This is a genomic window from Labilibaculum euxinicum, assembly GCF_963678175.1.
Taxonomy (GTDB): Bacteria; Bacteroidota; Bacteroidia; order Bacteroidales; family Marinifilaceae; genus Labilibaculum; species Labilibaculum euxinus.
This window is the reverse complement of sequence record NZ_OY782756.1, coordinates 3688661-3708131: the sequence shown is the minus strand read 5'-3', so window position 1 is coordinate 3708131 and position 19471 is coordinate 3688661. Positions and strand designations below refer to the sequence as shown.

The following is a 19471-nucleotide window of genomic DNA, read 5'->3' as shown; positions in this document are numbered from 1 at the left end:
ATGATGAGTAAAATACTATTACAGAGTGTAATGTGTAAATAAATTTAACCATTTAAATCTATATTTTATGAACAAGAGTCTACAAATCTTGGTTATTGTTTTTTTGTTTTGTTCACAGCAATTGGCTTACGGACAAAATAAAACAATAACCGGGACAATAACAGATGATCAAAACCTTCCGTTACCGGGAGTTTCAATCGTAATTGAAGGTACTACACAGGGTACAATCAGCGATGTTGACGGAAATTACAGCTTCTCTATTCCAGAAGGGAAAATAAATCTTGTGTTTTCTTTTATTGGTTTTCAAGACAAAATCGTTGATGCATCTAATCTTACTTTGCTGAATGTTCAAATGGAAGTTGAAACTGAGGGGCTGGATGAAGTTGTAGTAGTTGGGTATGGTACAACGAAAAAGAAGTTAGTAACCGGCGCAAATCTGAATATGAAGGGAGAAGATCTTGAATCTTTAAATACCGCAAGTGTTTTGGGTGCAATGAAAGGAATATCTCCAGGTATTAACATTGTACAAAACAGTGCTCAGCCAGGTTCGGGAACTAAAGTGTTTATTCGTGGTGTTGGAACAACGGGTAATTCACAACCGCTTTATATTGTTGATGGTTTAATACAAGGAAATATAGATTATTTAAGTGCCAGTGACATTCAAAGTATAGATGTTCTTAAAGATGCTGCGTCGGCTGCAATTTATGGTTCCCGTGGTGCAAATGGTGTAATATTAGTAACGACCAAAAAAGGGCGGAAAAATACGAAAGCAACTGTTACTTATGATGGCTACCAAGGTTGGCAGAATGTTTACAAGCGTCCTGATTTACTAACAGCTCAGGAGTATGTTCTGATAAAGGATGAAGCAAGAATAAATGATGGATTAGCACCTTTTAATTATGCAGCTGTCACACCAAATTGGGATAAGATAGAAAGTGGAGAATGGAAAGGAACCGATTGGTTTGATGAGGCCAGTATTAGCAATGCAAAAATCTCAAATCATTCTTTAAATATCTCTGGAGGAGGTGAAAAATCCGTTTATTCGCTTGGATTTTCATACTTCAGTCAGGATGGGGTAATGGGCAAACAATCCGATTCCTATTACAATCGCTTTACGGTTAGATTAAATACAGAGCATGTGTTGTTTGATAATGGTTCAAGAGACCTTATTACGGTAGGTCAGAATTTAACGTATACGAAAAGTAAACGGAATTCAATTCGCCAAGGTGGTATTTATTGGAATGATGTTCACAATTTTGTGAAAATGAACCCATTAATGTCAGTTTACGATGAAAATGGAGATTATTCCTATGCTTTGGATATGGATCCTATGGCTGCTAACCCTATTGGTCAGATGGAATACCTGACCAAATATGGAGAGAACGACAACAATAATATTGCAGGAAATGTTTATTTAACGATTGAACCAATTAAGGGACTTTCGATTCAATCTAAAATTGGAGCTAATGTATGGTGGAGTGGTTCACGCAGCTGGATTCCGAAATACAATCTTAGTTCCTCAACATCACAAGATGCGGATAAAGTAAGTCAATCACTTTCCTCAGGTTATTCATACACTTGGGATAATACAGCGACTTATGATTTCAAGCTTGAAGGTGGTCATAGCTTTACTGCTATGGCGGGTAACAGTATTGAATATACGCCTTTGGCATATAATTTAAGCGCAACAGGAAAAGAAACCTTGTTTCAGACTTGGAAAAATGCCTATGTCGATAATGCTCCTAACCTTGTTTCGGCATCTGGTAACGACGATTATGGTGATAAAACTATGTCATATTTTGGACGTCTATCGTACAATTTAAATGAAACATACATGTTTTCGGCTATGTTTAGAACCGATGGATCAACTAATTTTGGTAATAATCACAAGTGGGGAAAATTCCCGTCGGTATCTGCTGGATGGGTATTGAGTAATGAATCTTTTTTGGATGATACTGCTGGATGGTTGGATTTCTTTAAAATTCGTGCAAGTTGGGGACAGGTTGGAAATAAATCGATACCGGCATTCTTATATTCATCTACAATAGGATATTACAACTCAGAAGCAGAGTTTTATGATGGCTCTTATGGATTTGGAGATAACAAAGGAGCTCCAGGCTCAATAACAAGTACAAGATCAACAGGATCATATCCTACACGTATACCCAACTCCGAAATAGGCTGGGAAACATCAGAGCAGTTAAACATTGGTTTTGATGCAAACCTTTTTAATTCAAGAATGCGATGTGCCTTTGATTGGTATGATAAGAAAACCACAGATTGGTTAGTACCGACTGCTGTTCCTTCTTCCAATGGTATCAGTAATCAGACTATTAATGGAGGTGGTGTGCAGAATAAAGGTATTGAACTATCTCTAAGTTGGAATGATAATGTGGGTGATTTCAAATATGGAGCAACTTTATCATATTCTTATAATAAAAATGAAGTAACAAAAATTGCAAATACCGAACGTATTATTCATGGTCAGGCTAATGTGCTAAAACAAGGAATGAGTGAAATGTACAGAGCTCAAGAAGGTTTTCCTATAGGTTATTTCTGGGGGTATCAATCTGATGGTGTAATTCAGAATGAAGCTGAAGCCAATGCTTGGGTAGCACCCGCTGGTGCCGACAACGCAGGAGAAAAGTATTTTGCAAATCAACAGCCTGGAGATTCAAGATTTATTGATCAAAATGGAGATGGGAAAATTAATGATGATGATAAAATAAATCTAGGACAACCAATGCCTGACCATATCATAGGTATTCAGTTAACTGCCGAATATAAAGGGGCGTTTTTGAATGTTACAGGTAATGGAGCATTAGGACATCAAATCGCAAAATCTTATGGTTCTGGTCAGTGGGATAACCATACAACTGATATTTTCAACCGTTGGCATGGCGAAGGTACCTCTAACCGCATGCCGCGTATAACATCAAGTCTACACGAACGCAATGATTTATTTATGTCCGATCTATATGTTCAAGATGCAGATTATTTCAAAATCAGCAATATAACATTGGGGTATGATATGAAGAAATTGATTCCTGATTTTAATGTATTGTCAGAGGCTAAAGTATATGTGACCTTACAGAATTACTTCACATTTACGAATTATGATGGAATGGATCCGGAAGTAGGATATGGACCAGATGGATGGGCATCAGGTATTGATCTTGGCCTGTATCCAGCAGCCAAAACAGTTATGGTTGGTTTAAATCTTAAGTTTTAATTCTAGTATCCATAAACACACCATAAACACAAGGCCAACATTCTATGCTGAATTATCAGGAAAAAAAGATGTTTGTTTTATATGAATTATGGAAATTAAATAGAAATAACATGAATAAATTATTTTATATATCGATTATATCAGTTGCATTAATCCTGATGACAGGATGTGGAGATGAGCTTTTGAATAGGGATAACCTATATGAAAAGAGTTTGGAGAGTTATTATAAAACTCCTGCAGATATTGATGAAGCGCTTATTGGAGCTTATTCAAGTCTAACTGTGGATAATGGAATGAATAACCCAATTCTTCTTGCTAATGTCTTATCGGATGATTGTTATTCCGGAGGAGGAACCGGGGATGCTCAAGCCTATGATGTTGACAAGTTTGATAATCGTGGTTCCGATTTATGCCTGCCAATTTATCAACGTTCCTATGAAGGTATTTACCGACTAAATATGTTATTGAATAATTTTGATAAAGCTGAATACGATGATGAGACTCTTCAAAAACAACACAAAGGGGAAGCTCAGTTTTTGAGAGCCTTCTATTATTTTCGTTTGGCGCAATTGTTTGGTGAGGTTCCATTGAACTTACAAACCGAGCTTGTCTACTTGCCAAAAGCAACGTCTACTGAAATTTATGAACAAATTGCAACAGATTTAAAGGCTTCAATTGAGAATTTACCAAGCGGGAGTTGGTCTGCCGAATGGGCTAGTGTAAATAGCGGACGTGCAACGAAATGGGCTGCAGAAGCGTTAATGGCCCGGGTATTTTTATTTTATACAGGCTACTATACTTCAAGTGAATTACCTAACGGCGTTACAAAAGCCAATGTAGTTGCCTGGCTTGATGATTGCATTAACAATAGCGGTCATGATCTTCTGGATGACTATAGAAGCGTGTGGCCGTATGCTCATGTTACAGATGGCGTTGATTGGCCTGGTGACGGACATAAGGAAACCGTTTTTGCGCTAAAATATACCAATCAGGCGAATTATTCAGGACCCGGAAATCCTGGACGTTTAGCTTACTCTAACCAAATGGTTTTGTATAGTTCAGTAAGAGGTGGTAAGGATTACGCCCCATACGGTCAGGGATGGGGAATTGGTCAGGTTAGTACATTGCTAAAAGATGCTATGGTTGGTGATCCTCGGTTAGATATGAGTATTTTAGATGTAACAACAGATACTGCTTTGGTGGGAAGCTACGAATGGGGTGCATGGGAATTTAGAGATGAAACAGGCTTATACAATAAAAAATACACTGCCATTTTATCAGAGACTGAGTCTGGTAGTGGAGTTTATAAAGGTATGTACTACAATTTGTATGGTGGACAGGACAGTTACCAACTGTGGAATATGCAGGATGATATGATTATTCGTTTCGCAGATGTGTTGTTGATGCATTCTGAATTAACAGAAACAAATACAGGAATGACCAGAGTGCGTGCAAGGGTTGGATTGGATGAAGTGCCTTACTCTTTGGACAATCTAAAAAAAGAACGACGACTGGAACTATCTCTTGAAGGCCTTAGATATTACGATTTATTACGTTGGGGAGATGCTAAGACAACAATAGAAGCAGCCAATGGTGAACCTGTTAAATTATTAGGTTTGAATGACGAATACAGCATAAGCTATAGAGAGGACAGAGCATTTTTACCATTGCCTGAATCCGAAATTTCTTTATCACAAGGTAATTTGATTCAAAACCCTGGATGGGAATAGTAGAGGTAAATACAAAGTGCAGATGGATGCGCTGAATAACTGTATTATCAATTATTAAATTTAAATAAAATGAAGAAAAATATTATATACATATTGACGATAGTCATATTAGCATTTAGTGCTTGTGATCCCATCGAAAACAGACATTCGCTCGAGCCTGCAAAAGCAGCAAGTGAGTTAGAAAAAACAGTAAATGTTTCTGTTGATGGGAATATAGTAACATGCTCAACCACTAATAAAGATTTAATAGTGTATTGGGAAGCTTCCAATGGTTGGACTGGCTCTCATTATGAGAATCAGTTTGACGCACCTTTGAAAGGGGATTATTCACTTAAAGCAACGTTTTTGGGAGGTGATAAAAGAGTAGAAGTAACAAAAACATTTTCTGTTGCGGCAGATGATCCTGAATTCTTTAGCCATCCTTATTGGAAATTATTAGCTCAAAATGGTGATGTAAGACAAAAAACCTGGGTGTGGGCTGATGACAATGATTACGCCGGAGGCGCTGTTTGGGGCAATGGTGGCTGGATTGGAAGTTCTAAAGCTGAATGGTGGACTGTAACTATGGATTGGTTTGCTGAAAATAAAGGTGCATCAGCTATGGATAGATTAACATTTAGCATGGAAGGACAGTTGAATTTTGAAACTGAAATGTCCGGAATAGGTCAACCAGGCAATGGTACCGGCAGTTGGATAATGGAAATTGGAGGAGATAATGTAATTAAAAATGGAGATGCTGTTTGGTCTGAAGGATCAATAAAACTGACAGGTCATAGTATACCATGTGGAATTACAGGAGATGATAAAATTCAATATAGGTTCTGGATTGTAAAATTGACTGAAGATGAATTAATTCTTAGTGTGCCGGAAGGTGGAGCAAATGCCGATGCATGGAGTGGTGCATGGTTCTACCATTATAAACGTGAGGGATATGTGTATCCTTAAGGATAATGAATAGAATTAAAATATGATAAACCGATAAGATATTATCGCAGGTAATTCTTATCGGTTTTGAATATCTGTATATTATTGATGATGAAGTAATAGGCATGTAGTTTACATCGTAATACAGATTGAAATATAATTAATTGAGCAATCATTTTTGTTAATTCTTCTGAAATAACTATGAAATTTAATGAATCTGTAATGAGTAAGTTGATTGTTGTGTTTTTATTTTGTTGTGTATTGTTTGCATGCTCTAAAAGCAGTGTTGTTCCAAAAACAGCCCCTGAATTTAAATCAAGTATCCCTGAGGATAATGCGGTCGGAGTAAAGTCTTCAACCAATATTGAAGTTGAATTTTATGAAGATGTATCACTTGCAGATAATCATAGTGTAACATTGAACAGTAAATTTGTCAAAGTAAAAGCATCGTCTACTAAACTAATTTTCAATTCAAATCTGAATGCAAACACAACATATACTATTAATATTCCTGCAGGTTCCGTAAGTAGTATATTTAATGTTCCGTTGGTTGAAGACATTCGATTGACTTTTTCCACAGAAGAATCTAAAATAGAAGAAGCCGGAGTTAATCTTGTAAGTACAAATCCTTCCCCGGAAGCCACAAATCTGTATTCCTTTTTAAAGGAGAACTATGGGAAAAAAATAATTTCCTCTGCAATGGCCAATGTGAACTGGAACATCAACGAGGCCGAATGGGTGAAACAGCATACAGGGAAATATCCTGCAATTGCAACTTTTGATTACGTTCATTTGCCTTATTCTCCTGTCGATTGGGTTGATTATTCTGACATTTCTTTTGTTGAGGATTGGTGGAGCAACAATGGGATCATAAGTGCTGGATGGCACTGGATTGTTCCTACCTACGAAGGTTCTGTAGATTATACTTATAAACCGGAAGAAACAACTTTTAAGGCTTCAAATGTTACAATAGATGGCACTTGGGAAAATACGGTTGCCAAAGCTGATTTAGAAGAAATAGTTGGATACTTAAAATTGCTTCAGGCTAAAAACATCCCCGTTATTTGGCGGCCATTGCACGAAGCAGCAGGTAATACATATGAATATACGAATGGTGAAACGTGGTTTTGGTGGGGTACTGACGGTGCAGATACCTACAAAGAACTTTGGGTTTTTATGTTCGATTATTTTAAAGCTCAAGGACTAAATAATTTGATATGGGTGTGGACTACACAAACAAAAGACAACGCCTTCTATCCTGGTGACAACTATGTTGATATCGTGGGAAGAGACATTTATAATAATGCTGAAGCAGCTTCTATTGCTGCTGAATTCAATACAATTCAGCAAACTTATCCTACTAAAATGATCACTCTAAGTGAATGTGGCAACACGGCTGATATTTCTGAGCAATGGAATGCCGGAGCTAAATGGTCTTATTTTATGCCTTGGTACGATTACGAAAGAACAAATGATACAAATGAATCAGATTTTGCGGGTAACGTTCATGAACATGCCAATGTTGCTTGGTGGACGAATGCTTTTAGCAATACTTATGTGATTACACGAGATCAAATGCCTGATTTAAAGTAGAATGTTTAAAGGGTGTTTTATTTTAATGTGAATCCCCAAACGGATTAATAGATTGATGATGAGAGAAAAAAATAATTCACTGGAGCAATTCCTATGTGAAATTAAACAAGAATGGTTCGATATACTTGATTATTGGGCAGAAAGTACAATTGATAAATATAATGGTGGTTTTTATAGTGAGATTTCCAATACCAGTGAAGTCAGTAGCGAAATTGCAAAGGGAGTTGTACTAAACACAAGAATTTTATGGACATTTTCATCCGCATATAACCATAGTAAAAATGAGAGATATCTTGAAATAGCCAAGCGGGCTTTTGATTATATTCTTGCCTTTTTTTTGGATCATGAGAATGGTGGTTTGTTTTGGGCTGTTGATGCAGCAGGAGAGGTTGTGAATGATAGAAAACAAGCCTATGCGCAAGGATTTGGTATTTATGCTTTTTCGGAATATTATAAAGCTTCCAATGACGAAAACAGTCTTAAACAGGCAATAAATCTTTTTCATTTGCTGGAAAGTAAATACAAAGACAAAGAATTTGGTGGTTATATTGAGGCTTTGGGCAGAGACTGGCAGATGTTGGATGATATGCGCTTGAGTGAAAAAGATGCAAATGAGCCAAAGTCAATGAATACGAACCTTCATATAATTGAACCTTATACCAACCTTTATCGGGTTTGGAATAATGCTGAAGTGAAGAACAGTATTAAAGATTTGTTGTCGATATTTTACGATAGGATTCTTAATCAACAAACTTTTCAGTTTCAATTGTTTTTTGATATGAATTGGACAGTAAAATCCAGTGAAATATCATTTGGACATGATATTGAATCAACTTGGTTGCTTAGTGATGCGGCAAGAGTGATTCATGATGAGAAATGGATTGAGAAAATGGAAACAATAGCCGTTCAGGTAACCGATAAAGTTATTCATGACGGAATGGATCGTGATGGCAGTGTCTTTTACGAGAAAATTGATGGGGTTATTGATAAAGATAAGCACTGGTGGGTTCAAGCCGAGGCGATTATTGGCTTGGTGGATACTTACAAAATAACAGGAAATAAAAAGTATTTAGACAGAGCCATTCAAATATGGACATTTGTTAAAGCCAATATTAAAGATGGTAAGGGTGGAGAATGGTTTTGGCGGGTTGATGCAGCAGGAAAACCTGTAGCCAGTGATTGCAAAGTAGGATTTTGGAAATGTCCGTACCATAATACCAGAGCACTAATTGAAAGTTATAGCAGACTAAAAGAATAATCAGAATGAGAAAATTGGTTTTATTACTAATAATGATTGTGTTCAGCATTTGCGTGAATGCTCAGAAAGCAGAGAATTTGGCTTTAACTCCACCTATGGGTTGGAATAGTTGGAATACATTTGGTACAGATATAAATGAGCAATTGGTGATGCAAACTGCTGATGCTTTTGTTGAATTAGGATTAAAAGAAGCCGGATATGAATATATTGTATTGGATGACGGCTGGATGGCTAAGGAAAGAGATGAAAATAACAATCTGGTTCCGGATCCAAAGAAATTTCCTGGAGGAATAAAATCCATTGTTGATTATGTGCATTCAAAAGGTTTAAAATTTGGTTTGTACGAATGTGCCGGAAATCAAACCTGTGCTGGTTATCCCGGTAGCCGTGGTTTTGAATATCAGGATGCTAAACTTTTCGCTGAATGGGGAATTGATTTTTTGAAATATGACTGGTGCAATACCGAAAATTTAAATGCAAAAGGAGCTTATGAAACCATGAGAGATGCCTTGCATGCAAGCAAACAACCAATCGTTTTCAGTATTTGCGAATGGGGCGATAATGAGCCTTGGAAATGGGCAAAGGATATTGGACATTTGTGGAGAGTAACCGGTGATATTACCAATTGCTGGGATTGTGAAGTAGGTCATGGAAACTGGTCATCACGAGGCATTTGGCCAATTATTAATCTACGTAAAGACCTCCGGAAATTCGCAGGTCCGGGTCATTGGAACGATTTGGATATGATGGAGGTAGGGAACGGCATGACGGATTCGGAAGATCGTGTACATTTTGCCATGTGGAGTTTGTTGACCTCGCCTCTGATTTTAGGAAACGACCTCCGCAGCATGTCTAACGAAACATTGAAAACAATCGAAAATAAAAATGTAATTGCAGTCAATCAGGATGTTTTGGGTATTCAAGCTTATTGCCATCTGAAAAGTCCGGAATTGGAAATCTGGGTGAAACCTCTTGCCAATGAAGAATGGGCTGTGGCTTTTATTAACATGAGCAACGATGAATTACTCCTTTCCTATGATTGGTGGAAACATCCAATAAACGATCAGCTAACTCACAAGCAATTGGAAAAGAAATACAAAAGTTACTCGATGTACGATCTGTATGCATCCAAAAATATCGGGTTAACCAATAAAAATCTTGAGTCAAAAATTAAAGGGCATGATGTTTTATTGCTAAAACTTAGTCCTCAGAAATAATAAAACCAGCAAACGGGAAGCTGTGTTGAATGGCTTTTGCAAGTACGAACCTATTTGGAGTATTTATACACAGCTCCACTAAAAGCGAATAGAATGGATCAGAAAATCTGTTTAAAAGAAAAAATTGGATATAGTTTTGGCGATTTTGCATCTTCTATGTTTTGGAAGATCTTCTCCATGTTTCTCATGATTTTTTACACTGATGTGGTTGAGTTGTCTCCTGCATCAGTTGGAACAATGTTGTTATTGACTCGTTTGTGGGATGGATTGAATGACCCGATTATGGGAATTGTTGCCGATAGAACCAGTACTTCGAAAGGAAAATTCAGACCCTATCTTTTGTGGGTTGCCATTCCGTTTGGAATTATTGGGGTTTTAACCTTTTCCACTCCGGAATTTGGTCCGTCAGGGAAATTGATTTACGCCTATGTAACTTATACCTTAATGATGATGGTGTACACGGCAATTAATGTTCCTTATTCTTCCTTAATGGGAGTAATGACCGATAATTCGGATGAAAGAACATCTTTGGCTTCCTTCAGATTTATTGGTGCCTATTCCGGGGGAATCTTCATGACTGCTTCTATTCCATATTTATTGGATTTTTTTAGGGAAATAGGTTCAAGTGAAGCAGGCAGCTATCAATATTCTGTTGCAATTTATGCTGTTGTAGCAGCTTTCTTTTTCATCATGACCTATTTGTGGACAAAAGAGAGAGTAAAGCCATTGGACGTGAAAAATTCGATTTGGAAAGATGTAAAAGATTTGGGGAAAAATGCACAGTGGTTTATTATGCTTGGCGCTGGTATTGCTGTGCTGATCTTCAATTCTCTTCGCGATGGAAGCATCATGTATTACTTCAAATATTTTATCAAAGATCAAACCATTCCTTTACTTGGAGAAATGAAGTGGGATAAGTTGGCGGGTGCATATATGACCATTTGGTTGGTAACAAATATGATAGGAGTTTTGTTAGCCAAACCCGTTTCAGCAAGAATAGGAAAGAAGAAAACCTTTATCGGAGCAATGGTTTTGGCATCGTTCTTCAGTATTGCCCTATATTGGCTGCAACCCGGACAAATAGGATTGATTTTTCTGCTCAACATTTTTATTGGAGTAACAGCTGGAATTGTATTGCCGCTAATCTGGTCGATGTACGCTGATATTGCCGATTATTCGGAATGGAAAACCGGACGACGCGCTACTGGATTGGTGTTTTCATCTTCATCAATGTCGCAAAAAATGGGATGGACACTTGGAGGCGCCGTTACAGGTTGGCTGTTGGCCGCTTATGGTTTTGAGGCCAATGCTGAACAATCTTTCGAATCATTAAAAGGAATTCGCTTGATGATTAGTATTTATCCAGCCATTGGTGCCGCGCTTTCTGCTCTGTTTTTATTGCTGTATAAATTGAGCGATAAATATATGAAACAGGTAATTTCCGAATTGGCTGAAAAGCGTCAATAATATAAGTTGAAGTGTCTAACACCTATGGAATTGAAAGCAGTTAAAAAACATCTTGTTGAAGTAAATTAGAGAATAGTAATGAGGACAAAATATTTATACATATTAGGATTGGTAATAGGCATGCATTTTTCAGCATTGGGACAAAATGGAAATTCTAATTTTGTTTTGCCTGCGGTTTCTCAAAATCAAAATTGCGAATCTGATTTAGCATCAGTGAATCTTTCGAATGAAAATATAGAATACATAGGTCGCTGGGACTTTAGCGGTCAATGCCCAAAGGTGTGGGCTCCTGGAGCTTATCTCCGGTTTCGTTTTAAAGGGAATTCTTGCCGGTTTATTATTGAAGATGAAAACCTATGGGGAAATCATAATTTTATAGAATTGGTAATTGATAATTCAATTGAGAACCGCATCAGACTTAGTGGAAAGTTGGATACAATCTCTCTTCCGACAAATTTAGATTCCGGTGAACACACGGTTTTAATCTGCAAGGATACCGAAGCTGGTATCGGATACATAAAAATAAAAGAGATTCACTGTGCATCGATTATGCCCGGCAAATTATCATCCGAAAGAAAGATTGAGTGCATCGGAAATTCAATTACATGCGGTATGGGCAGCGACGAATCCTATAAAAAATGCGGCACTTCAGAATGGTACGATCAACACAATGCTTATATGGCTTATGGCCCGAGAACGGCCAGAGGATTAAATGCACAATGGCATTTGACTTCTGTTTCGGGAATTGGACTGGTTCATAGTTGTTGCGGATCATCAACGGAAATGCCTGAAGTATTTCACCGAACAAGTTTGGGTATTGATGGCAAAAATTGGGATTTTGACAAATACATTCCAGATGTGCTGACCATTTGCCTGGGGCAGAATGATGGGATTCAGGATTCTACCTTGTTTTGTAATGCCTACCTTAATTTTATAAAGCTGATTAGAACCTATTATCCAGAAACGCAAATTATATGTTTAACAAGTCCAATGGGCGATAAAACTTTAAATGATGTCCTGAAAAAATACATCAACAGTGTAGTAGAAAGAAGAAAGAGTGAAGGAGATAACAAAGTGAGTAAATATTTCTTTAAAAACAGGTATATCAGAGGTTGTGACACTCATCCCAATATTGATGATCATGCTTTGATTGCTGACGAATTGGAAATAGAACTTAGAAAACTAATGTGTTGGTAAGCCCAAATGGATTTATATTTTTGATATAAATTAATTTAAATAAGATAAAATGAGAAAATTTCTAATTGTAAGTCTTCTAAGTTGCTTCTGTTTATTTGGCTGTAAGGAGCATGTTGTTAAAATTGCATGTATTGGCGATAGTATTACGCAAGGATTTGGAAGAGATAATCAGGATTCTTATCCAAATCAGATGAACGCAATGTTGGGTGAAAACAAAGAGGTGAGAAACTTTGGTGTTGGTGGCAGAACCATGTTGAAAAAAGGAGACTTTCCGCTTTGGAAAGAAAGCGCTTTTACCGAGGCACTGCAGTATAATGCCGATGTCGCAATAATATTATTGGGAACCAATGATTCAAAGCCTCAGAATTGGGATCAATATGGCAATGAATTCTATTCCAATTATTTGAGTGTGATTGATACTCTTAAAACCACCAATCCGAAAATGCAGATTTTTGTTTGTTATCCGCCACGTGCATTTGCTCAGGTTTGGGGTATTCGTGATTCAGTTATTGTAAATGGCGTTATTCCTGTTGTCGATTCCATTTTAACTCAAAGAGATGTTAAATTGATTGATTTGCATTCTGCGATGTACAATAATGAAGATTTGTTTCCGGACAAAATTCATCCTAATAAAATTGGGTACAAACGAATGTCTGAAATTGTTGGTGAGGCTATTAGTAAATAGATATAGTAAGGATTCAAGAAGAAAATAATAAAAGGAAACGAAACATCCATGTTTAAATCATTCTAAAGACAAGGAGATGATTGTATGGTAAGTTCTCCCGAAATAAGTTCGGAACAGGCTATATAACAAAAACTTAAAATTATAAACAGATGAAACACTTCAGAACTGTCATTTTTTTGTTCACACTGATATTTTCAGGCGCGAACTGTTTTGCTCAGGAAATAAGTCTGTCTCCGCTATTTGGTGATGGTATGGTTATTCAGCGCGATAAGCCTGTTTCTGTATTTGGTGAAGCTCCGGCTAACGAAAAAATTACTGTTCTCTTCAGAGATCAGCAAAAACAAGCAGTCGCAGATGAAAATGGGAAATGGAAAATTGAACTTGATTCTGAAGTTTATGGTGGTCCGAATAACCTGACGGTGAAAACCAAAAATGAAACATTGGAAATTAAAGATGTTTATGTGGGCGAAGTTTGGATCTGTTCCGGTCAATCGAATATGGAAATGCCGCTTTTAGGCAATTGGGCTCATGTTAACAATGCTGAAGAAGAGGTTGCCCATGCAGATCATCCCAATATCCGTCTTTTTATGGTTGACCGAAACACATCTTTTCAGCCTGAAACAAAAATGGAATCGAAAGGATGGAAAACATGCACTCCCGAGAGCTGTAAAGAATTTTCGGCAGTCGCTTATTTCTTTGGCCGCGATTTGCTTGAAAATTTAAATATGCCCATTGGGTTAATCCAGACAGCTTGGGGAGGAACCGTAGCCGAAGCCTGGACGAGTGCTGAAACCTTAAAAAACATAGCTGATTTTCGGGAGAAAGTACTTCAAATTGAAAAAAATCCAACATCCAAAGAAGAGTTGGAACTAAAATACAAAAAAGACCTTGCTGCTTTTATTCAGGAAACAGGCGAGGCCGATAAAGGAATTAATGGTAAGGATACCATTTTTGCTTCGGTTGATTTGAATGATGCAGATTGGATGCCAATGAATCTGCCGGGTATGGTAGAAAGCACTAAAATTGGATCTGTTGACGGAAGTATTTGGTTCAGAAAAACCATCAGTATTTCTGATGAAAATGCGAATAAAGAAATGACTTTGCACATTGCCGCGCCTGACGATGCCGATGAAACATGGTTTAATGGTGTAAAAGTGGGAGAGAGCACCGAATGGGATGTTCCCAGACAATACAAGCTGGCTTCGAATCTGGTAAAGCCGGGTAGAAATGTAATTGCAATTCGTTTATCCGATTATCGTGGTGCCGGAGGTTTTGTGGGAGAAGCTTCTCATTTTGCTTTAACATCGGAAGATGGATTTAGAATGGAATTGGCTAAAAACTGGAAGTGTAAGGTCGGATATGATTTAAAAGACATTAAAACAATTCCAATGGAACTAAACGATCCCAATCAACCAACAGTATTGTTTAATGCCATGATTAATCCTTTAATTCCATACAGTTTTCGTGGTGTAATTTGGTATCAGGGAGAAAGCAATACCGGCAGAGCAAAGCAGTACGAAGAATTATTTCCTGCTATGATTAATGACTGGAGAAGCAAATGGGGCGGAGAGGATTTTCCGTTTATTTTCGTGCAGCTGGCTTCTTATCTGAAGCGAAATACGGAACCCGTGAACGATAGTTGGGCCGAACTTCGCGAGGCGCAGCGTTTAACCCTTAAATTACCAAACACAGGAATGGCCGTAGCTGTTGATATAGGAGATGCTAAAAACATTCATCCAGGCAACAAACAGGATGTTGGAAAACGTTTGGCTTTGTGGGCTCGAAACAAAGTTTATGGCGAGAATATCCCTTATTGTGGTCCCACTTATAAAGCGATGCTTACTAAAAATTCTTCTCTCGTTGTAGAATTTGATCATTGTTACAAAGGGCTCACAGCTTCGGATAACAGAGAAGTAACAGGTTTTGCAATTGCCGGAAAAGATGGAGTTTACCATTGGGCAAAGGCTAAAATTGATAAGAATACAATCATTCTTAGTTCGGATCAGGTGACAGAACCTATTTCGGTGCGTTACGCATGGAGTTCCAATCCCGATTGCAACTTAATCAATTCTGCGAAATTACCAGCGGGTCCTTTTGAAGCGAAATTGTAGATTCCGATTAATGTCCGGAGGAACTAATAGATTTATTATCAAAATAAACTTTGTAAAAACCACAACAAGCTCATGAACAATTACAGGTTGAATTTAATGGCATTACTATTTTTTACAGGACTATTCAATGCATGTCAACCCAATGAAATTCAAAACATGGAAACAAGGGAATTAAACTCTAACTGGACTTATCATCAGGTAAATGGTGAGTTGGCAGGAAAAGCGGCAGTACCCGGAACCATTCATACCGATTTGCTTGCGAATAAACAGATTGAAGATCCGTTTTATCGTACAAACGAAAAAAATCAGCAATGGATTGATAAAGAGGATTGGGAATACAGCAGTTCTTTTCAATTATCCGAAAAGGAAATCAGCAGGCAAAATCTGCGTCTCAATTTTAAAGGATTGGATACTTATGCCGATGTGTATGTTAATGGTTCGTTGGTGTTGAAAGCCGATAATATGTTTCGGGAATGGGAAATAGATATTAAAAGTCTGGTAAAATCAGGTGAGAATCAACTTCGCATCTATTTTCATTCTCCTGTTAAAAAAGGATTGGAATTATTGAATACATCAGCCTATACATATCCTGCGGGTAACGATCAATCAGAAAATGGCGGGTTGGGGGACAAAAAAGTGTCGGTTTTTACCCGTAAAGCCGGTTATCATTATGGCTGGGATTGGGGACCGCGTTTCGTGACATCAGGTATTTGGCGGCCAATTGAGCTTAAAGCCTGGGATGAAGCTCGTATTAAAGATGTGTTCATTCAGCAAAAATCGGTAAAGAAAGAGCAGGCAAAACTGACTGCTGATTTTACTGTGGAAGCAAACGAAGCTTTTACAGGAAAAGTAATCGTAAAAGATCAATCTACCGGCAAAGAATTGCTGAGTAAACAAGTTGAAATTGAAAAAGGAAGCAGTTTGATTTCTGTTCCATTCAATATCGAAAATCCGAAATTGTGGTGGTCAAACGGATTGGGTGAGCCGAACAGGTACCAATTCGAAGCTCAATTGGTGAAGGACAATTCGGTGATATCTAAATACGGGCTAAGCACAGGATTGAGAAGTTTGAAACTGGTTCGGGAAAAAGATGAGACAGGGGAGTCGTTCTATTTTGAACTGAATGGAGTTGCTGTTTTTGCAAAAGGTGCAAATTACATTCCCAATGATAATTTTTTGCCACGGGTTAGCAAAGCCGATTACGAAAAGGTAATTACCGATGCAAAAGATGCCAACATGAACATGCTTCGTGTTTGGGGCGGCGGCACATACGAGAACGATATTTTCTATGATCTGTGCGATAAAAACGGCATTATGGTTTGGCAGGATTTCATGTTTGCCTGCTCCATGTATCCGGGCAACAAGGAATTTTTAGAAAATGTGAAACAGGAAGCCAAAGACAATATTGTGCGTTTGCGCAATCATCCATCCATTGCCCTATGGTGCGGAAACAACGAAATAAATACTGCCTGGAGTTATTTTTCCAAAGCCGGTTGGGGTTGGAAAGAATTGTATAACGAAGAACAACGGGAAGAAATTCAAAAGGCATACATGGATATTTTTCATGACATTTTACCGGATGCAGTTGCGGAATATACCGATGGAGATGACTATTGGCCATCGTCACCACAGGCAGGATTCGAACCCGAAAAGCATGCGGCTTACGACAGCAGGAGCGGAGATATGCACTATTGGGGCGTGTGGCACGGATTGCATCCGTTCGAGGATTTTGACAAGTACAAAGCTCGTTTTATGAGCGAATACGGTTTTCAATCTTTCCCCGATTTCGAAACGGTGAAAAAGTACACCTTACCCGAAGATTACAACATAGAATCAGAAGTGATGGCTTCTCATCAGCGAAGCGGAATAGGTAATTTACGCATTAAAGAATACATGGGTTGGGATTACAAAGTACCCGCTGATTTTGAGGAATTTCTATACATGAGCCAGGTATTGCAGGCAAGGGGAATAAAAACCGCTGTTGAGGCACACCGGCGGGCCAGACCTTATTGCATGGGAACTCTTTACTGGCAGATTAATGATTGCTGGCCGGTTGCCAGTTGGAGCAGTACCGATTATTATCACAAATGGAAAGCCATGCATTACATGGTTCGAAAAGCATATAAACCCGTTTTGGTATCTGCTTTTGCAAAAAATGATACTCTGGCCATTTATGGTGTTTCAGATTTATTGGTTGGGAAGAAGGGTGTTTTGAGTCTGAATCTGATCAGTTTTGAAGGAGAACAATTGTTCAAACAGGAAATTTATGTTGATTTGAAAGCCAATACCAGTTCGGTACTTTTCAAAAGCAGTCTTGCTGATCTACTTGGTAAATTCGATAAAAAGTTGGTTGTGCTGCAAATGGAAGTAAGAGAAGAGGATCGGCTACTGGCTGACGGCAGGTACTATTTTGCCAAACCAAAAGATCAGCTTTTGCCCGAAGCTAAGATTGACGTACAATTGATCGAAAAAGAAGACAGGCACTTTATTCAAGTTTCATCCGATAAATTAGTTCGCGACTTGTACCTGAGTTTTAAGGATTCAGATATTAGATGTTCCGATAATTACTTTGATTTACTGCCGGGCGAAAAACGAACAATAGAATTGACAGGAAATGATTTACCAAAGCAAAGCGATTTGCAAATAAGGCATTTGCAGCAAATTTCCGAGTAAGAAAAACTACAGCACCTAAAAAAGTATTGGTGCATAAACTTATAAAAATTATGAACAAGACTCTACTCTTTTTATTAGCCGGCTTACTCATCGTTTTTTCTGCTTGTCAGCAAAAACATGAAGCCAACTTTGTTAAAGTGGCTAACAATGGATTCACACTAAACGGAAAGGAATATAACTTTAAAGGAGCTAATTATTGGCAGGGAATGAATCTGGGAGCTCCTCAATCGGGCGATCAGCAGCGATTAGTAAGGGAACTGGATGAAATGCAGGAATTGGGGATTACCAATTTGCGGATATTGGCTGCAAGTGAAGCGGACTCTGCTATGCGCTACTGTATCCATCCAGCCTTGCAAACGGCTCCGGGAGTGTACAACAATGATATATGGCAAGGATTGGATTTCCTGCTTGCCGAAATGGAAAAAAGAGAGATGAAAGCGGTTATGGTGCTTGGTAATTTCTGGACCTGGAGTGGGGGATTTCCTCAGTATCTGCGTTGGGCAGGTATGGGGGAAGTTCCCTATCCTCAGGAGCCTCCAAGTTCGTGGCAGCAGTTCACCGACTACTCCAAACAGTTTTTTAGCAACGACTCGGCGCAGGAGATGATGAAGAATCATATTAAAACCATTATTGGCAGAATTAATTCGATAACCGGAAAAGCCTATAAAGATGATGCTGTGATTATGGCCTGGCAATTGGCGAACGAACCACGAGGTTACGATGTGCCTAAGCAACTGCAGAAATGGACGCGTGCCACTTCAGCCTATATCAAAAGTCTTGATTCAAATCATTTGGTGAGTTTGGGTACCGAAGGAAACACGGCTGATTTGGTTTCCGGGGTTAATGTTTTAATTGATAACGACGATTCGAATATCGATTACATAACCATGCACATCTGGGCACAAAATTGGGGCTGGTATAGTCCCGAACAAAGCGATTCGGTATACACTGAAATGCTTCAAAAGGTAAATTCTTATTGGGATGTTCACGTAGATGCAGCTAAAAAGCTTCAAAAGCCAATAGTGCTCGAAGAATTTGGAATTGCCCGCGATGGTTCATCTTTTTCTCCCGACACAACAACCAATTGCCGCGATCGTTTTTTCGAATTTATTTTCAACAAAGTAGATGAATCCATAAGGAATAATGGAATGGTGAGAGGTGTAAATTTTTGGTCCTATTCAGGAGAAGGAAGACCACTACATCCAGGAGAATTCTGGAAAAAAGGCGATACTTATTTAGGGGATCCTCCTCACGAATTGCAGGGATGGTATGGAGTGTATGATAAAGATTCTACAACTCTCGCAATCATAAAAAGATGCTGCGAATCTAAATTTTAGTCATTCCTCCACAGTTCGTGTTCGGGAAAACAGAATCAATGAGATAT

12 protein-coding genes are annotated in these 19471 nt (G+C 38.2%); all 12 read left to right on the top strand.

What is annotated here, in order from left to right:
- The first annotated feature begins 67 nt into the window (after positions 1 to 67).
- The 12 genes from ACY0M5_RS14865 (at position 68) to ACY0M5_RS14810 (ending at position 19424) form a co-directional block, all read left to right on the top strand.
- Positions 68 to 3232: a SusC/RagA family TonB-linked outer membrane protein gene (locus ACY0M5_RS14865; protein WP_461629675.1), complete on the top strand. Its 3165-nt coding sequence runs from the start codon at positions 68 to 70 to the stop codon at positions 3230 to 3232.
- A 110-nt stretch (positions 3233 to 3342) separates the two neighbouring features.
- Positions 3343 to 4962 (top strand): RagB/SusD family nutrient uptake outer membrane protein, encoded by a 1620-nt coding sequence (locus ACY0M5_RS14860; RefSeq protein ID WP_461629674.1) that lies wholly within the window; start codon positions 3343 to 3345, stop codon positions 4960 to 4962.
- Between the two features lie 69 nt (positions 4963 to 5031).
- Positions 5032 to 5907 (top strand): hypothetical protein, encoded by an 876-nt coding sequence (locus ACY0M5_RS14855; protein WP_461629673.1) that lies wholly within the window; start codon positions 5032 to 5034, stop codon positions 5905 to 5907.
- Between the two features lie 180 nt (positions 5908 to 6087).
- Positions 6088 to 7479 (top strand): glycosyl hydrolase, encoded by a 1392-nt coding sequence (locus tag ACY0M5_RS14850; protein ID WP_461629672.1) that lies wholly within the window; start codon positions 6088 to 6090, stop codon positions 7477 to 7479.
- 58 nt (positions 7480 to 7537) lie between these two features.
- Positions 7538 to 8737: an AGE family epimerase/isomerase gene (locus ACY0M5_RS14845; protein WP_461629671.1), complete on the top strand. Its 1200-nt coding sequence runs from the start codon at positions 7538 to 7540 to the stop codon at positions 8735 to 8737.
- A 5-nt stretch (positions 8738 to 8742) separates the two neighbouring features.
- On the top strand, positions 8743 to 9954 hold the full coding sequence (locus tag ACY0M5_RS14840; RefSeq protein ID WP_461629670.1) for a glycoside hydrolase family 27 protein: 1212 nt from the start codon (positions 8743 to 8745) through the stop codon (positions 9952 to 9954).
- 93 nt (positions 9955 to 10047) lie between these two features.
- Positions 10048 to 11421 (top strand): MFS transporter, encoded by a 1374-nt coding sequence (locus ACY0M5_RS14835; protein WP_461629669.1) that lies wholly within the window; start codon positions 10048 to 10050, stop codon positions 11419 to 11421.
- A gap of 78 nt (positions 11422 to 11499) precedes the next feature.
- Positions 11500 to 12618, top strand: coding sequence for an SGNH/GDSL hydrolase family protein (locus ACY0M5_RS14830; protein WP_461629668.1), 1119 nt, complete (start codon positions 11500 to 11502; stop codon positions 12616 to 12618).
- A gap of 49 nt (positions 12619 to 12667) precedes the next feature.
- Positions 12668 to 13303 (top strand): GDSL-type esterase/lipase family protein, encoded by a 636-nt coding sequence (locus tag ACY0M5_RS14825; protein WP_461629667.1) that lies wholly within the window; start codon positions 12668 to 12670, stop codon positions 13301 to 13303.
- A gap of 149 nt (positions 13304 to 13452) precedes the next feature.
- Positions 13453 to 15414 carry a sialate O-acetylesterase gene (locus tag ACY0M5_RS14820; RefSeq protein ID WP_461629666.1) on the top strand — a complete coding sequence of 654 codons (1962 nt, stop codon included), beginning with the start codon at positions 13453 to 13455 and terminating at the stop codon, positions 15412 to 15414.
- 72 nt (positions 15415 to 15486) lie between these two features.
- Entirely contained in the window at positions 15487 to 18087 is a 2601-nt protein-coding gene (locus tag ACY0M5_RS14815; protein WP_461629665.1) for a beta-mannosidase, read from the top strand.
- A gap of 50 nt (positions 18088 to 18137) precedes the next feature.
- A complete protein-coding gene (locus tag ACY0M5_RS14810) occupies positions 18138 to 19424 on the top strand; it encodes a glycoside hydrolase 5 family protein (RefSeq protein ID WP_461629664.1) in 1287 nt (428 codons plus the stop codon).
- The last annotated feature ends 47 nt before the right edge of the window (positions 19425 to 19471 follow it).

What these genes read in the sequence shown, in the direction of transcription:
- ACY0M5_RS14865 (WP_461629675.1), top strand. Translation starts at nt 68, where the DNA reads ATGAACAAGAGTCTACAAATCTTGGTTATTGTTTTTTTGTTTTGTTCA.
- ACY0M5_RS14860 (WP_461629674.1), top strand. Translation starts at nt 3,343, where the DNA reads ATGAATAAATTATTTTATATATCGATTATATCAGTTGCATTAATCCTG.
- ACY0M5_RS14855 (WP_461629673.1), top strand. Translation starts at nt 5,032, where the DNA reads ATGAAGAAAAATATTATATACATATTGACGATAGTCATATTAGCATTT.
- ACY0M5_RS14850 (WP_461629672.1), top strand. Translation starts at nt 6,088, where the DNA reads ATGAAATTTAATGAATCTGTAATGAGTAAGTTGATTGTTGTGTTTTTA.
- ACY0M5_RS14845 (WP_461629671.1), top strand. Translation starts at nt 7,538, where the DNA reads ATGAGAGAAAAAAATAATTCACTGGAGCAATTCCTATGTGAAATTAAA.
- ACY0M5_RS14840 (WP_461629670.1), top strand. Translation starts at nt 8,743, where the DNA reads ATGAGAAAATTGGTTTTATTACTAATAATGATTGTGTTCAGCATTTGC.
- ACY0M5_RS14835 (WP_461629669.1), top strand. Translation starts at nt 10,048, where the DNA reads ATGGATCAGAAAATCTGTTTAAAAGAAAAAATTGGATATAGTTTTGGC.
- ACY0M5_RS14830 (WP_461629668.1), top strand. Translation starts at nt 11,500, where the DNA reads ATGAGGACAAAATATTTATACATATTAGGATTGGTAATAGGCATGCAT.
- ACY0M5_RS14825 (WP_461629667.1), top strand. Translation starts at nt 12,668, where the DNA reads ATGAGAAAATTTCTAATTGTAAGTCTTCTAAGTTGCTTCTGTTTATTT.
- ACY0M5_RS14820 (WP_461629666.1), top strand. Translation starts at nt 13,453, where the DNA reads ATGAAACACTTCAGAACTGTCATTTTTTTGTTCACACTGATATTTTCA.
- ACY0M5_RS14815 (WP_461629665.1), top strand. Translation starts at nt 15,487, where the DNA reads ATGAACAATTACAGGTTGAATTTAATGGCATTACTATTTTTTACAGGA.
- ACY0M5_RS14810 (WP_461629664.1), top strand. Translation starts at nt 18,138, where the DNA reads ATGAACAAGACTCTACTCTTTTTATTAGCCGGCTTACTCATCGTTTTT.